The sequence below is a fragment of the Kribbella polygonati genome (assembly GCF_050320105.1).
Taxonomy (GTDB): Bacteria; Actinomycetota; Actinomycetes; order Propionibacteriales; family Kribbellaceae; genus Kribbella.
Genome location: NZ_CP190129.1, coordinates 3,458,088 through 3,473,518, shown reverse-complemented (window position 1 = coordinate 3,473,518; position 15,431 = coordinate 3,458,088). Strand labels below are relative to the sequence as shown.

General features: G+C 69.8%; 14 protein-coding genes. 5 read left to right on the top strand and 9 right to left on the bottom strand.

Annotated features, from left to right (window positions below):
• Window positions 1-29: 29 nt before the first annotated feature.
• Window positions 30-1,241 carry a PucR family transcriptional regulator gene (locus ACQHIV_RS16520; protein WP_427895243.1) on the bottom strand — a complete coding sequence of 404 codons (1,212 nt, stop codon included), beginning with the start codon at window positions 1,239-1,241 and terminating at the stop codon, window positions 30-32.
• A 179-nt stretch (window positions 1,242-1,420) separates the two neighbouring features.
• Between ACQHIV_RS16520 and ACQHIV_RS16515 the strand changes: the two genes are divergently transcribed.
• From ACQHIV_RS16515 to ACQHIV_RS16505, 3 genes are read left to right on the top strand one after another with little or no spacing between them, the layout of a single operon-like run.
• Window positions 1,421-2,464, top strand: a complete 1,044-nt coding sequence (locus ACQHIV_RS16515; RefSeq protein ID WP_427895242.1) for a PHP domain-containing protein — start codon at window positions 1,421-1,423, stop codon at window positions 2,462-2,464.
• A gap of 8 nt (window positions 2,465-2,472) precedes the next feature.
• A complete protein-coding gene (locus ACQHIV_RS16510; RefSeq protein ID WP_427895240.1) occupies window positions 2,473-3,060 on the top strand; it encodes a class I SAM-dependent methyltransferase in 588 nt (195 codons plus the stop codon).
• Window positions 3,061-3,103: 43 nt separating this feature from the next.
• Window positions 3,104-4,108, top strand: coding sequence for a pirin family protein (locus tag ACQHIV_RS16505; protein WP_427895238.1), 1,005 nt, complete (start codon window positions 3,104-3,106; stop codon window positions 4,106-4,108).
• On the opposite strand, the gene ACQHIV_RS16500 is transcribed toward ACQHIV_RS16505, so the two are convergent.
• Together ACQHIV_RS16500 and ACQHIV_RS16495 are read right to left on the bottom strand one after the other, a co-directional pair.
• A complete protein-coding gene (locus ACQHIV_RS16500; protein ID WP_427895236.1) occupies window positions 4,083-4,607 on the bottom strand; it encodes a hypothetical protein in 525 nt (174 codons plus the stop codon). The two genes, ACQHIV_RS16505 and ACQHIV_RS16500, sit on opposite strands and share 26 nt — an antisense overlap.
• Before the next feature lie 34 nt (window positions 4,608-4,641).
• Complete coding sequence (locus ACQHIV_RS16495) at window positions 4,642-5,283, bottom strand: TetR family transcriptional regulator (RefSeq protein ID WP_427895234.1); 642 nt, start codon at window positions 5,281-5,283, stop codon at window positions 4,642-4,644.
• 50 nt (window positions 5,284-5,333) lie between these two features.
• On the opposite strand from ACQHIV_RS16495, the gene ACQHIV_RS16490 reads away from it, so the two are divergent.
• Entirely contained in the window at window positions 5,334-6,815 is a 1,482-nt protein-coding gene (locus ACQHIV_RS16490; RefSeq protein ID WP_427895232.1) for an FAD-dependent monooxygenase, read from the top strand.
• Here the strand turns inward: ACQHIV_RS16490 and ACQHIV_RS16485 are convergent.
• Genes ACQHIV_RS16485 through ACQHIV_RS16460 form a run of 6 tightly spaced genes read right to left on the bottom strand, consistent with a single transcriptional unit; the run spans window position 6,812 to window position 14,476 of the window.
• Window positions 6,812-8,275 carry a peptide MFS transporter gene (locus tag ACQHIV_RS16485; protein WP_427895231.1) on the bottom strand — a complete coding sequence of 488 codons (1,464 nt, stop codon included), beginning with the start codon at window positions 8,273-8,275 and terminating at the stop codon, window positions 6,812-6,814. The two genes, ACQHIV_RS16490 and ACQHIV_RS16485, sit on opposite strands and share 4 nt — an antisense overlap.
• A 55-nt stretch (window positions 8,276-8,330) precedes the next feature.
• Window positions 8,331-9,332 (bottom strand): ABC transporter ATP-binding protein, encoded by a 1,002-nt coding sequence (locus tag ACQHIV_RS16480; RefSeq protein ID WP_427895229.1) that lies wholly within the window; start codon window positions 9,330-9,332, stop codon window positions 8,331-8,333.
• A complete protein-coding gene (locus tag ACQHIV_RS16475) occupies window positions 9,322-10,374 on the bottom strand; it encodes an ABC transporter ATP-binding protein (RefSeq protein WP_427895227.1) in 1,053 nt (350 codons plus the stop codon). The genes ACQHIV_RS16480 and ACQHIV_RS16475 overlap by 11 nt, the downstream gene beginning before the upstream one ends.
• 8 nt (window positions 10,375-10,382) lie before the next feature.
• Window positions 10,383-11,483 carry an ABC transporter permease gene (locus tag ACQHIV_RS16470; RefSeq protein ID WP_427895225.1) on the bottom strand — a complete coding sequence of 367 codons (1,101 nt, stop codon included), beginning with the start codon at window positions 11,481-11,483 and terminating at the stop codon, window positions 10,383-10,385.
• On the bottom strand, window positions 11,480-12,484 hold the full coding sequence (locus ACQHIV_RS16465) for an ABC transporter permease (protein ID WP_427895223.1): 1,005 nt from the start codon (window positions 12,482-12,484) through the stop codon (window positions 11,480-11,482). The genes ACQHIV_RS16470 and ACQHIV_RS16465 overlap by 4 nt, the downstream gene beginning before the upstream one ends.
• A 15-nt stretch (window positions 12,485-12,499) precedes the next feature.
• Window positions 12,500-14,476, bottom strand: a complete 1,977-nt coding sequence (locus tag ACQHIV_RS16460; protein ID WP_427895221.1) for an ABC transporter substrate-binding protein — start codon at window positions 14,474-14,476, stop codon at window positions 12,500-12,502.
• Between the two features lie 129 nt (window positions 14,477-14,605).
• Here ACQHIV_RS16460 and ACQHIV_RS16455 point away from each other — a divergent pair, with 129 nt between their 5' ends.
• The gene (locus tag ACQHIV_RS16455) at window positions 14,606-15,397 is read left to right on the top strand and encodes an IclR family transcriptional regulator (protein ID WP_427895219.1); all 792 of its coding nucleotides are present in this window, start codon (window positions 14,606-14,608) and stop codon (window positions 15,395-15,397) included.
• The last annotated feature ends 34 nt before the right edge of the window (window positions 15,398-15,431 follow it).

Sequence of the window (15,431 nt, the reverse complement as noted above, 5' to 3'; positions counted from 1 at the left end):
AATTCTACCGGCCCGCTTTTGTGGAGATCCTACAAACCAGGGGTGTTCGCGTCGGGATTGAGCAGGCGGCCCAAGGTCAGTGCGACACGCAACGTGAAACTGTCGCGGGGATTCAGCGGGTTGTAGCCCGTGAGGTCCGCCACACGCTTCAGCCGGTACCGCACGGTGTTGGCGTGCACGAACAACGCCCGGGCCGTCGCCTCGATCGAGCCGCCGGAGTCCAGGTACGCCGAGACCGTGTCGAGGAGCGCTCCGTCGCCCGCGGTGAGCGGGGCGTAGACCTCGTTGGCGAGCTGCCGGCGGGCGTGGCCGTCTCCGGAGAGTGACCGTTCCGGGAGCAGTTCGTCGGCGTACACGGGTCGCGGCGCCCCAGGCCAGGCGGCCACCGCGCGGAGTCCGGCGACCGCGGCGCGGGCCGAGGTGACGGCCGCCGTCAGGTCCTTCACCACCGGCCCGACGACGATCGGCCCGGGTCCGAACCAGCGGGCCAGCTTTTGTACGATCTCCACAGGTTTGCTCGTACCGCCGAGTACCACCACCAGCCGGTCGCCCTGGACCGCGCACAGTGCGTCGGCGCCTGCCTCGCGGGCGGCGTGCCGGACCATGTCCACGACGTTCGAGCTGCCGTTCGCGGGCGGCGTCTCCGCGACAGGCGCCCGGCCGACGACGACGGCGACCTCGGCCGATCCCGTCGTACCGATGCCGCCGGTCCAGCCGAGGGCGGAGGCGCGGGAGCGGACCGACTCGTCGGTCTCGCCGCGGATCACCGAGTCGACCAGGAGCGCCTCCAGCCGGGCGTCCCAGGCGCCGCGCATCTCGGCGGCCTGCGCGTACACGGTGGCGGCGGCGAACGCGACCTCGCGGGCGTACCGCTGGATCGCCTCGTGCACGATCGGTACGTCGGCCGGCGGCAGCAGCGTGCCGATCGTGGTCTCGATGGTCTCGATCGTGGTGCGGACCAGGTCGACGGTCTGGTGCAGCGAGATCACCCGGGTGAACTCGCGCGGCGCGGACCCGAAGATCCGGGTCGGCATCGAGGAGTGCGCCTCCGGGTCCCGGAACCAGTCGACGAACGCCGAGATCCCGGACTGGGCGACCAGCCCGATCCAGGACCGGTCCTGCGCGGACAGCTTGCCGAACCACGGCAGCTGGGCCTCCATCGCCGCCATCGCCGCGGTCGCCAACGCCCCGGTCGCCGCCTGCAACCGGTCGGCCCGCACCCGATGCCCATCACCCGCCACCCCCCGACCCTAGCCCCCGCACCCCCACGCCATCACAATCTCGCCCACCCCCACCACTCCCCGCCCAGCCGCCCCAGTCCAGCCCGATTGTGATGGCCTGGGCGTCCGCCCCGCTCCCGCCGCTCCCCGTGCGGCTCGACTGTGATGGTCTGGGGGTGGGCGCTGCCATGATGGGGGGCATGACGGACAAGGCGGGCGTCGATGACGCGGTCGCGGCGTTGCGGGCGATCGGGTATTACCTGGAGCGGGACCGGCAGCCGACGCATCGGGTGAAGGCGTACCGGCGGGCCGCGGACACGATCGCGGCGTTGCCGGCGACCGAGGTGCGGGCGCGGCGCAGGGCCGGGACGCTGACCGAGCTGCCCGGGATCGGCCCGAAGACCGAGGCCGTGATCGTCGAGGCGATGGACGGCGCGACCCCGCAGTACCTGGTCAAGCTGGAGGAGGCGGCCGGCGCACTGACCACCGCCGGCCAGCGGATGCGGGCCGCGCTGAAGGCCGACCTGCACCTGCACTCGGAGTGGTCCGACGGCGGCAGCCCGATCGAGGAGATGGCGCGTACGGCGCACCGCCTCGGGCACTCGTACGTCGCCCTCACCGACCACTCGCCGCGGCTCACCGTCGCCAACGGCCTGTCGCGCGAACGCCGCCTGCAACAGCTCGAGGTCGTTGCCGAGCTCAACAAGAAGCTGCAGGACGAGCTGGACGGCTTCACGATCCTGAACGGCATCGAGGTCGACATCAACGAGGACGGCACGCTGGACTGCGACTCGGAGATCCTGGCCCGGCTGGACGTCGTGGTCGCGAGCGTGCACTCGAAGCTCCGGATGGCGTCCGAGCCGATGACCGAGCGGATGGTCCGGGCGATCGCGAACCCGCACGTCGACGTGCTCGGGCACTGCACCGGCCGGCTGATCACCGGCGCCCGCGGCACCCGGCCGGAGTCGGAGTTCGACGCCGAGGTGGTGTTCGAGGCGTGCCGCCAGTTCGGCACCGCGGTCGAGATCAACTCCCGCCCCGAACGCCTGGACCCGCCGAAACGCCTGCTGTCGATGGCGGTCGAGACCGGCTGCCTGTTCTCGATCGACACCGACGCGCACGCGCCCGGCCAGCTCGACTGGCAGGTCTACGGCTGCGAACGCGCCGAGGACTGCGACGTCACACCGGAGCGCGTGATCAACACCTGGGACTCCGAGACCCTGCTCGACTGGACCAACAGCTAGGTGCGGTCATGAGTGACGTGGTGATCCATCAGGCGCGGTTGTACGACCTCGCGGCGGGGATCGTGTTCCTCGGGCAGCGGTCTCGCGTCTACGACCGGATCGTCCGGCACAGCCAGGCCCGGCCGGGGGAGCGGGTGCTCGACCTCGGCACCGGTACGGCGTACCTCGCGCACCGGCTGGCGGTTGCGGTCGGACCTGGTGGCCGGGTGGCCGGGATCGACCCGAGTACGACGATGGTGCGGTTCGCGCGGCGGCGGTTGCCGGGTGACGCGGAGGTCCGGGTCGCGCGTGCTCAGGAGTTGCCGTTCGACGACGGCTCGTTCGATCTCGTCGTGTCGTGCCTGGCGTTCCACCACATCGCGCCGGTGGACCGCCCGCGGGCGCTGGCCGAGGCGCATCGGGTGCTGGCGACGGACGGGCGGCTGATGCTGGCCGACCTCCGCCCGCCCCGGAATCCGGTGGTCAAGACCGTGTTCCACCACGGCCTCGAGGCGAACCCGGTCGACGACGACCAGATCGCCGCGGCCGGCTTCGAGCTGATCGAACGCGCCGAGAGCTGGCCGTTGCTCCAGCTGATGCTCGCGCGCCGGGCCTAGCGACGTACTCTCGTTGCGTTGTCGTACGGCGGAAGGGGCGGCTGTGAGTGATCTCGAGAAGGACCCGGCGGAAGTGGTTGGCACGGGTGAGTGTGACGGTCCCGCGCTGGAGCTGCTCGAGGCCCGCGAGGTGGTGCTGGGACGGACCACGAAGGTACGGCGGCTGCTGCCGAACAAGAACCGCCGGATGGTCGGGGCCTGGTGCTTCGTCGACCATTACGGGCCGGACGACCTGACCCGGCGGGTCGACTCGTACGACGTACCGGGCGAGCGCGGCATGCACGTCCCGCCGCATCCGCACACGAGTCTGCAGACGGTGAGCTGGCTGTTCGAGGGCGAGATCGAGCACCGCGACAGCGTCGGCTCGCACGCGTTCGTCCGTCCCGGCGAGCTGAACATCATGACCGCCGGCAACGGCATCGCGCACTCCGAGGTCTCGACGCCGGACGCGCCGCCGATGCTGCACGGCGCCCAGCTGTGGGTCGCCTTGCCGGACAGCGTCCGTACGACGACCCCGCCCGCGTTCGACGCGTACGCCGACCTGCCCGAGCTGGACCTCGACGGCGCGCACGTGATCGTCATGGTCGGCACCGTCGCCGGCGTCACCTCGCCCGCACCGGCGTACACCCCACTGGTCGGCGCCGACATCACGGTCGAACCCGGCCGCACGGTGTCCGTCCCGCTCACCCCGTCGAACGAGTACGCCGTCCTGGTGGTCGACGGCTCGCTGACGGTCGGGGAGCTCGCGCCGGGGTTCGGCGAGATGGCCTACCTCGGCTCCGGCCGGGAGGCGATCGAACTGGTTGCCTCCGACAACGGCGTACGGTTCCTGCTGCTCGGCGGCGAGCCGTTCGAGGAGGAGCTCGTGATGTGGTGGAACTTCATTGGCCGCACCCACGAGGACATCGTCGCTGCCCGGAACGCCTGGCAGACGGCGATCACCGGCGGCGATCCGCGCTTCCCGATGGTGCCGGGGTACGACGGCGATCCGCTGCCCGCCCCGCCGCTGCCCGCGACCACGCTCAAACCGCGACCGCGGGCACGCTGACCCGGCGCCGGTAGTACGCCCAGGTGACGAGCAGGAGCGCCGGGCCCCAGAGGTTCAGCGGGCTGTAGCAGGTGAGCATGAGGACCTTCCACGGCGTGCTGCTGAACGGGATGAAGTGGTCGGTGTAGGCGTCGCGGAAGCCGTACGTCCAGATCGCGATCAGGCTCAGCGCGCCGAGCGTGGCCGGGACGATCGCGGCGTACGGATGGACGCGGCGGCCGCCGATGAACGGGATCCAGCGGGGTACGACCTCGCCCCACCGGCTGACCATGCCGAGTGCGGTCAGCGCGACCAGTTCGGAGAAGATCGACAGGCAGACGATGTAGATCTTGGTGCCGAGGCCGCCGGCGTACGCGGGCTGCCCGTTGTCGTCCAGCACGCCCATCGACGAGCCGAACACCAGGCCGAGCCGCCACAGCCCGGACGGCAGCGTGAGGAACGGGATCGCGTGGGCGAGGAGGTAGGCCCACCGGGGGACGGGACGCTCTGTTGTACTCACGCTCCGAGCATCCGGCGTACGTCGCCCCGACGCCTCACCCGTCAGAGTGAAGCGGCTCCCTCGGCGGACCGATTCCGGTCTCGAGTACGTCGAACGCACGGTCGATGACGGCGAGCTGATCGCGGCGTACCTCGTCGACGTCGGCGCCCGCGACGATCCGGGCGACCGCGGTCCGGAAGATCGTGCTGACCGCCGCGGCCATCAGGTTCCCGGTCAGCCGGGCGCCGAACTCGTCGCCGGTCTCCTCGGTCAGGATGCCGGCCAGCAGGTCGCCGACCTCGTGCTCCTGCTCGATGCTGCGGCTGACCAGGGCCGGGCTGGACTGCAGCACGACCCAGAAACCGCGGACTCCCTCGATCGCGCCGGACAGCGGATGGCCGGCGGCGAGCAGCTCGTGCTGGTAGCGGCGCAACGCGTCCTGCATCGGCTCACCGGCGGGGCGGTCGCGGACGACCGCCTCGAGTTCACGGAGCCGGTCGGCGTGCCGGTCCAGGAACAGGTCCTCCTTGCGCGGGAAGTAGTTGAAGACGGTCATCTTCGAGACGCCGGCGGCCTCGGCGATCTCGGCGACGGTCACCGCGTCGAACCCGCGCAGCGCGAACAGCCCGGTGGCGATGTCCGCGATCATCCGCCGGGTGGCCTGCTTCTTGCGTTCGCGCAGTCCGGGCTGGGGCATGACGAGAATTATACTGGACCAAATTTTGTACTCGGTCTACTATTTGCCGCATGGACAAAGACGTGGTGATCTCCGGGGGCGGGCCGGTCGGCCTGATGCTGGCCTGTGAACTCCGGCTGGCCGGGCTGGACGTACTGGTCGTGGAGCGGTTGACCGAGATCGATCCGACGATCAAGGCGGGGTCGATCAACGTGCCGACCGCCGAGGCGTTCTACCGGCGCGGGATGCTGCCCGGGCTGCAGGAGGTGCAGCGGCAGGCGTTCGAGCAGATGAAGGCGTTCCGCGGCGGGAAGGGCCCGAGCGGGCCGCCGCCGGCCGGGCACTTCGCCGGGATCATGGTCAGCTCCGGCGAGGTCGACTTCGAGGACCCGGCGTTCCGGGACGCGGGCCCGGCGATGTCGATCTTCGCCGTCGGCCAGCAGGCGGTCGAGGCAGCACTCGGTGCGCGGGCGGCCGAGCTGGGCGTGGAGATCCGCCGCGGGGCCGAGGTCGTCGGTTTCGAGGCCGACGACGACGGCGTGACGGTGGAGTTGAGTGACGGGACTGTGAGGGCCGGGTGGCTGGTCGGGTGTGACGGTGGGCGGAGTCTGGTGCGGAAGCTGGGCGGGTTCGACTTCCCGGGGACGGATCCGGAGATCACCGGGCGGCAGGCGATCGTGGATCTCGAAGGAGCGCAGGGGCTCAAGAGCAGCTGGAACCACACACCAACGGGGGTCTACGCACACGGACCTGTGCCCGGCCGGGTGCTGACGGTCGAGTTCGACGGGCCGCCCGAAGACCGCGACGCACCGATCACCGCCGAGGAGATCCAGGGCAGTCTGCGGCGCGTCACCGGTGTCGACGTCACGGTCACCGCGGTGCACAGCGCCACCCGGTTCACGGACAACGCGCGCCAGGTCACGTCGTACCGGAACGGTCGGGTGCTGCTCGCGGGGGATGCGGCGCATGTGCACTCGCCGTTCGGCGGCCAAGGGCTGAACCTTGGGATCGGCGACGCCGTCAACCTCGGCTGGAAGCTCGCGGCGATCGTTCAGGGCACCGCGCCGGAGGGGCTGCTCGACACGTACACGACCGAGCGGCACCCGGTCGGCGCGTGGGTGCTGGACTGGACGCGGGCGCAGATCGCCTTGATGCGTACGGACTTCCGGAGCGCGGCGCTGCGCGACGTCGTCACGGATCTGCTGCGCTCGGCGAGCGGGTCGACGTACCTGGCCAAGAAGCTGTCCGGCGTGCTGCACCGGTACACGATCGAGGGCGACCACGAGCTGGTGGGATCCGGCGCGCCGGACTTCGAGTTCGCCGACGGCACCCGGCTCGGCGAGCACCTCCTCGACGGAAAGGCCCTGCTGCTCGACCTCGCCGACTCGTCGGCACTCCGCGAGATCGCCGGCGACCGGATCCGCGTCCTGACCACCAAGTACGCCGGCGACCTCACCGGCGTCCTGATCCGCCCGGACGGCTACATCGCCTGGGCCAACGCCGCCAACACGACAACCGGCCTCGACAACTCCCTCAAGACCTGGATCGGCTAGGAGGCGTCGGTGTGGCGGCGGATCCAGGGCGCGAAGCCGTAGACGGCGAACGCGACCACGATCGTGACGACCGCCAGTCCGCCGAAGTACGCCGTGTCCGACGCGCCTTGGGTCGCCTGTACCAGTTGGGCGGTGATGGCCTGGCCGGCCGCGGGTGCGAGGAACCAGAGGGCCATCATCTGGCTCAGGAACGCCTGGGGGGCGAGCCGGGTGGTGGCCGCCAGGCCGACGGGGGAGAGGAACAGTTCGCCGAGGGTCTGGATCACGTACACGCCGACCAGCCAGAGCGGCGACGCAAGGTTGCTGCCGGCAACCGATGACGCGAGCGACATCACCGCGAACGACACACCGGCCAGCAGCAGCCCGGTCGCGAACTTCTGCCCGATCGACGGCCCACGGTCGCCGAGCCTGATCCAGATCACCGCGAACACCGGCGCCAGCACGATGATCGAGAACGGGTTCACCGACTGGAAGAACTCCGGCGAGATCTCCGCGCCGAAGAGCTTCAGTTGGGTACGGTCGGCCGCGAACGACGTCAGCGTGGTCGCCGCCTGCTCGAACAGCATGAAGAACAGCATCGCCGCGACGAACAGCGGGATGTACGCGCGGACCCGCTGCCGCTCCGCCGGTGTCACCAGCGGGCTCCGCAGCAACATCACGAAGTACGCGATCGGGGCCAGGAAGCACAGGTACGAGATCGCGTCGACGACCGGCTTCGGGCCGACGCCGCCGGACCGCCAGGCCGACCACGCGAACGCCAGGCCGAGCAGCGCGAGCACGGCGACCGACACCTTGATCATCCCGGGCCGGTCCGCGGCGGTCAGCGGGTTCGGCGGGGTGTCGCCGCGGCCGTGCAGCGTCCGGCGGCCGAGCAGGTACGCGACCAGCGCCAGCGTCATCCCGACCGCGGCCGCCGCGAACGCGACGTGGAACCCGAACTCGCGGCGCAGGAACCCGACCACGAACGGCGCCGAGAACGACCCGATGTTGATCCCCATGTAGAAGATCGAGAACGCCGAGTCCCGCCGCGGGTCGCCGTGGGAGTACAGCGTGCCCACCATCGTCGACACGTTCGGCTTCAGCAGGCCGGTGCCGAGGGCAACCAGCGCGATCCCGGCGTACGCCGGACCCGTGGACGGCAGCGCCAGGCACAGGTGGCCGGCGACGATGACGCTGCCGCCGTACAGCACCGTGCGGCGGGCGCCGAAGACGCGGTCCGCGAACCAGCCGCCGAGCACCGAGAGCAGGTAGACCGAGGCGCCGTAGATCGACACCACGGCCTGGCCGAGCGACTGCCCGAGCCCGAGCCCGTGCGCCTTGTCGGTGAGGTACAGCAGCAGGATCGCGCGCATCCCGTAGTAGCTGAACCGCTCCCACAGTTCGGTGGTGAACAGCGTCATCAACCCGCGCGGATGCCCGAAGAAGGACTTCTCCTCCACCGGCTGTTGCGTTTCGGACACGATCGGCTACTCCCCGTGAGATCGGACTGCAGGTCCGACCGTAGCAACCGGAACGTCAGATCGTCGTGTACACCCCGTCCAACTCCAGCTCGTCGACCCGGTGGCAGCGCGGGACGGTCGCCGGCTCCACCTGCGCGCACAGGTCCACGGCGTACCGGCAGCGCGGCTGGAAGCGGCAGCCGGTGAAGGCCTGGTCGGGGGTCGCGATCTCGCCGGCCGGGAGTACGTCGTCGCGGCGGCGCAGGCGGGGGTCGGGGCGGGGTACGGAGCGCAGGAGCGCCTCGGTGTACGGGTGGCGGGGGTGCTCGAAGAGGTCCTCGGTCTCGGCCTGCTCGACGATCCGGCCCAGGTACATGACGGCCACCCGGTCGCAGAGGTGCTGGATGACCGAGAGGTCGTGGGAGATGAAGACGTAGGTCAGGCCGAGTTCGTCCTGGAGGTCCTCCAGGAGGTTGAGGATCTGGCTGCGGACGGAGACGTCGAGGGCGCTGACTGCTTCGTCCGCGACGACGAGGCGCGGCTCGGTCACCAGTGCTCGGGCGATCCCGATGCGCTGGCGCTCGCCGCCGGAGAAGGCGTGCGGGTAGCGGCGCATCAGCTCGGGGCGTAGTCCGCAGCGCCGCAGTGCTTCGCCGACCCGGTCCTTCACTTCGCTGCCGGTGGCCAGGTTGTTGACGACCAGCGGTTCGGCGACGATCTGCTGGACGGTCATCCGCGGGTTGAGCGAGGAGTTGGGGTCTTGGAAGACGGTCCGGATCTCGGTCCGGAGCGGCCGGAGGTCCGCGCGGGACAGTCCCGCGAGGTCGACCTCGGTGCCGTCCGCACGCCGGTACACAAGCCGCCCCGCGGTCGGCTTGTGCGCGCGCAGGATGCACCGCCCGAGCGTGGTCTTCCCGCAGCCCGACTCCCCGACCAGGCCGAGCGTCTCACCCCGCCGTACGACGAGATCGACATCGTCGACCGCGTTCACCGTCGACCGGTTCCGCCGCCCGAACAACCCGGCGCCGCCGGTGAAGCGCATCGTCAGACCTTCGACCCGGAGGATGTCATCCGGCATCCGCGGTCACCTCCTCGACGGGTAGCAGTTCGTGGCCGGCGCGGATGCTGTCGGCGTCCGGGTAGTGGACGCAGCGGACCTCGCGGTCGCCGTCGGTTGCCAGCGGCGGGTTCTCGGTGTCGCATTCGCCCGGTACGACGTGGTCGCAGCGGGTCCGGTACGGACAGCCGGTCGGGCGTTGCTGGGGATGCGGGACCTGGCCGCGGATGGTCGGCAGTCTGCGGCGGGCTCGGCGTTCGATCCGCGGGACCGAGCGCAGCAGGGCTCGCGTGTACGGATGCCGCGGGTCGTGGAAGAGCGAGTCCACGTCGCACTCCTCGACGACGTTCCCGAGGTACATCACGGCGACCCGGTCCGCCAGCTCCGCGACCACGCCGAGGTCGTGGGTGATGAACAGGATCGCCATCCCGCGCTCCTCCTGCAGCGAGCGCAGCAGCCGCAGGATCTGGGCCTGCGTGGTCACGTCGAGCGCGGTCGTCGGCTCGTCCGCGATCAGCAGTTGCGGACGGCAGGCGAGCGCCATCGCGATCATCGCCCGCTGCCGCATCCCGCCGGACAGCTGGAACGAGTACGCGTCGATCCGCCGCTCCGGCTGCGGGATCCCGACGCCGCGCAGTTCGGCGATCGCCCGCTCCCGCGCCTCCTTCTTCCCGAGACCTTCGTGCAGCCGCAGTACCTCGACCAGCTGCTGCCCGATCGTGTGCACCGGGCTGAGCGCGACCATCGGCTCCTGGAACACCATCCCGATCTCCTGGCCGCGGATCCGCCGCAGCTCCGGACCGCGCGGGTCGAGCGCCGCAAGGTCGACCACCTCGCCGCCGGACCGGAACCGGATGCTGCCGGCAACGATCTCCCCGGGCGGGTCGACCAGCCGCAGGATCGACCGGGCGGTCACGCTCTTCCCGCAGCCGGACTCGCCGACGATGCACAGCGTCTTTCCCGGCTCGACCCGCAGCGTCACGTCGTCGACGGCCTTGACCAGCCCGTCGGCGGTCTCGAAGTGCGTACTGAGCTTCTCGATCTCCAGCAGCGGCTCGGGCATGTCCCTCCTCATGACTCGTAGGGGTCGGCGGCGTCGCGGAGGCCGTCGCCGACGAAGTTGAGGGCCATCACCGCGATCACCACGGCCGCACCGGCCGCCAGCAGCCACGGCGCCGCGGTCAGCACCCGGATGCTCTGCGCCGTACTGAGCAGCACGCCCCAGCTGACCACCGGCGCCTGCAGCCCGAGACCGAGGAACGACAGCGCGGTCTCGCCGAGGATCATCCCGGGCACCGCGAGCGTCAGCGACGCGATGATGTGGCTGGTGAACGCGGGCAGCATGTGCCGTCCGACCACCCGGTGCCAGCGCGCGCCGTCGAGCTCGGCCGCCAGCACGAAGTCCTCGCCGCGGATCTGCAGGAACCGGCTGCGGATCACCCGCGCCAGGCCGGTCCAGCCGATCAACGACAGGATCAGCGTGATCGCGAAGTACGTCTTCAACGCGCTCCACCCCGGTGGTACGGCGGCCGCGAGCCCGAGCCAGAGCGGCAGCGTCGGGATCGACATGAAGAACTCGATCACGCGTTGCACGATCCCGTCCGTCAGCCCGCCGAAGTACCCGGAGATGCCGCCGAGCAACAGCCCGAGGACGAGCGCCATGAGTACGCCGATCAGCCCGACGGACATCGAGATCCGGGTGCCGTAGATGATCCGCGACAGATTGTCCCGGCCCTGGTCGTCGGTGCCGAGCAGATGGAACGGCGCCCCGTGCTGACTCGGCCCGAACAGGTGCCGGTCGGACGGGATCAGCCCCCACAGCTTGTAGTGGTCACCTTTCGCGAACAGGCGTACGCCGTACCGCTGCGACTTGTCGGTGGTGTAGTCGCGGAGCAAGGTCGCCGGGTTCGGCGTGCCCTTGTAGCCGTTGACGTACAGGTGCGGGCTCGAGGTCAGCGAGACCTTCAGCACCTGCGGCGGCGCGAACGCCCGGTCGGCGGCGTACGTGTCCTGGGCCTGCGGCGCGAGGAACTCGCAGAACGCGGCGGTGAAGTAGATCAGCCCGAGGACCCACAGCGACACGACCGCGAGCTTGTTGCGCTTGAAGCGGCGCCAGATCAGCGTCCGCTGGGACGCCAGCGCGAGGGTCGGTTCGGCTTCGGCGGTGGTCATTTGCCGCTCCCGGCGTACCCGATCCGGACGCGCGCGTCGACGGCCGCGAGCAACAGGTCGGAGATCAGCGTGCCGATCACGGTCAGCACGCAGGCGATCAGGATGATTCCGCCGGCCAGGTACATGTCCTGGGCCTTCAGCGCGTTCAGCAGCAGCGGCCCGGTGGTCTCCAGGCCGAGCACGCTCGCGACCAGCACCTCGCCGTCGAACAGCGCCGGGATCGTCCACCCGATCGTGGCGATGAACGGGTTCAGCGCGACCCGCGTCGGGTAGCGCATCAGCAGTTTGCGCTCGTCCAGGCCGCGGGCGCGGGCGGCGGTCACGTACGGCTTGTGCAGTTCGTCGAGCAGGTTCGCCCGCAGCACCCGGATGGTGCCCGCGACCCCGCCGGAGGCGAGCACGAGCACCGGCAGCCACAGATGGTTGAGTACGTCGAGCAGCTTGCCGAGGTTCCACACCGCGCCCTCGAACTCCGGCGACATGATCCCGGACAACGTCTGCCCGAACAGCTTGAACTCCAGGTAGACGACGGTCAGCGCGACCAGGAACCCGGGGATCGCGAGGCCGAGGAACGTCAGCGCGGTGATCACGTAGTCGAGCTTCGAGTAGCGCCGGGCGGCGGAGTAGATCCCCGCCACCAGCGCCACCGTCCAGCCGATCAGCCAGGTCGCCAGGCCGAGGCCCAAGGTGAGCGGCAGCCGTTCGCCGATCAGCTGGGCGACCGGCTTGTTGTACTCGAACGACTGACCGAAGTCACCGTGCAGCACGATGTTCGACATCCACCGCAGGTACTGCTCGAACGGTGACTTGTCGAGCGCGTACTGCGCCTTCAGCGCCGCCAGCTGATCCGCCCCGACGGTCTGCCCCTGTTGCTGCAGCCTGGCGACGACCGAGGTGAGGAAGTCGCCGGGCGGCAGCTGGATGATCAGGAACGACACGAACGAGATCAGCAGCACGGTGGGCAGCATCGCCAGCAGGCGACGGAGCAGGTAGCCGGCCAATTGAGTCCCTTCGGGTCAGGAGTGCTTCTCCGGGGAGTCGAAATACATCTGCTCCGGCGACGAGGCGTTCTCGTAGTGGGTGCGGAAGCTGGCGATCGCGTCCGGGCGGACGTTCTTCAGGTCGCCGGCCGCGATCAACGGCTGGAACGGCGTACCGACGGTGCCGATGATCCACACGTTCTGGTCGTGCAGGTGCAGGATCTGGTGGCCGAGGTCGAGCCGTTTCGCGTCGTCGGCGGTGGTCACCAGTTCGTCGTACAGCTGCTGCAGCTTGCGGAAGTCGCCGGTCGGCTCCATGCCGAACGGGTCCTTGTGGTTGCCGTACCAGTTGCCGAACTTCGGCGCCCAGTAGGTCAGGCCGTTGGTCGGGATGTACCAGAGCGAGTCGATGTCCCACAGGATCGTGGCCGGCGGGTACGCGACCAGGTCGTAGTTGCCGTGCGGGATCTCGTCGTACCAGAGTTCCAGCGTCATCTGCTTGGCGACCATGTCGATGCCGACGGCCTTCCAGTACCGCTGCGCGTACTCCAGCACGCTGATCGCGTCGATGCCGACGCCGACCTCGAAGCAGCGGCCGACCAGCTGCAGCTTCTTGCCGTCCGGCCGCAGCCGCATGCCGTCGGGTCCGCGCTTGGTGAGGCCGGCGGCGTCGAGGCGTTTGTTGGCCTCGGCAACGTCGTACTCGATGAAGCGCTGGCCCATGCCCTTCTCCCAGTACTCGTCCTCGGGCTGGGCGCAGGGGTGCCGGATGAAGCCCTGCCCGGCGAACAGCGCGTCGTTCATCTCCTTGCGGTTGATCGCGTGCGAGAGACCGGCGCGGAAGTCGAGCTTCTGGAACAGGGCGCGCAGTACCGGGTCCGGGTGGCTCTGGTTGAGCTGGAGTGACGTGTTCGGCTCGGCGACCCAGCGGTTGACCTTGTAGCCCTTGGACTCCTGGTTCTTGATCAGCAACGGGAGCTGCTCGGCCTGGATGTCGGTGACCTGCAGGTCCAGCTGGCCGTTCGCGGCGCGCAGCCCGAGGGTCTCCGACGGCATCACTGTGTACTGCTGGCTGTCGATGTAGGGCAGCTGTCGGCCCTGCTCGTCCACCTTCCAGTAGTACGGGTTGCGGTCCAGGCGGGCCGTCACGCCCGAGCCCTGCAGCGGCGCGACCAGCTTCCACGGGCCGAGGACCGGGATGTCGGCGTTCTTCCAGATGTTCCGCTTGTTGCCGAAGAACTCGGCCCAGGACGGCGCCGGGTCCTTCTTCATCGCGGCCTGGAGCTGCGCCGGTGTCGCAAAGTCCTTGTGGAACTGCTTCAGGTAGTGCGCCGGCAGCAGCAGCGCGGACGGCGACCCGAAGCCGGTCAGCCCGATGAAGCACAGGTACTTCAGCAGCAGACCGTGCGGTACCTCGAACTCCATCCGCAGCGTGTGGTCGTCGACCTTGACGAACTTGCCGGGCTTCCCGCCGGGCGCGAGCCAGCCGGGGAAGACCGGGTTGAGCTCCTTGTTCAGGAACTCCTTCTCGTAGGCGAACATCAGGTCGTCGGTGGTGAACGGCTGGCCGTCGGACCACTTCAGGCCCTCGCGCAGGTGGAAGACGTAGGTCTTGCCGTCGTCCTCGATCTCCCACTTCTCGGCCAGGCCGGGGCCGGCCTTCGCGGGGGTCGTCGGCGTCCACTCCAGCAGGCCGGCGAACTCGACGTACTGGTTCTGGGTGGCGTTCCGGTCGATCTGGCCGCGCTGCATGACCCCGCCGAACTTGCCGGCGCTCTGGATCGGCGTGATCACCATCGGGTTCTTGGGCAGCCGCTGCTCGAGCGGCGGGAGCTTGCCGTCCTTGACCAGCTTGGTCAGGACCGGTGACTCCTTGGCGCCGGCGTCGGCGGCGGCCGAACCGGTGGACTTCTTGGCATCGGTGGAGAAGAACGAACAGCCCGCGACGGCGGTCGCGGACAGCGAGAGACCGGAGACCCGGAGGAACGTCCGGCGGCTCAGGGGATCGGACATGGCGGCTACCTCCCTTTGTCGGACAGTGACACGAATCGTTGCATACTTCAAGATCTGAGGTGCATTTTCATGATCCCGTATATACCGTGACTCGAAGACAGCTTCCGGTCCGGGCGCTACACTCCGAGCATGGTGAGTGAGACAGCGGGGGACCGATCGCCGTCGCCGGCGGTCGCACGGGCGCTGACCGTGCTCGAGACCCTGGTCGAGTCCGACGAGGAGCTGACGCTCACGGCGCTGGCCAAGAAGGCGAAGATCCCGCTGGCGACCTGCGCGTCGATCGTCTACACGCTCGAGCAGCGCGACTACGCCACCCGGCGGGTGGTCGGCCGCAGCCACTTCTGGCGGCCGACGCTGCGGCTGTACGGGCTGGCCACGCAGCTGATCCGCAAGGTGGATCTGTCCTCGGTCGCGTCCCGGGAGATGCGCGAGCTGGCCGACCGGCTCGGCATGCCGGTGCACCTCGGCGTCCTGACCGGTTCCTCGGTCGTGTACGTCGCGAAGGCCGCGATGCCGGGGTTCATCCAGTTCGACACGTATCCGGGCAAGGTCTCGCACTTCAACCTGACCGCGCTCGGCCGGGCGATCGCGGCGTACCTGCCCGAAGAGGACCTGAAGCCGCTGCTCAGCCGGCTCGAGCCGGGTTACGGGCCGAAGGCGAAGCCGGTCGACGAGGAGAGCTTCCGGGCGGAGCTCGCCCGGGTGGCCAAGCAGGGGTACGCGGTCGAGGACCAGGAGGAGCAGGCGGACATCGCCTGTGTCGCCGCGCCGTTCTTCGCGGCCGGCGGGCACGTCACCGGCGCGGTCGGGGTGACCTCGTTCGCCCGCGACCTGACCCGGGACAAGCGCAAGCTGGCGCAGACCGGACTGGTCCAGCTGGCCGCCACGATCTCCGAGCGGCTCGGCGCGACCGAGCTCTGAGGCTTGCCGGGGCCCGGCGAGCGACTTAGGCTTT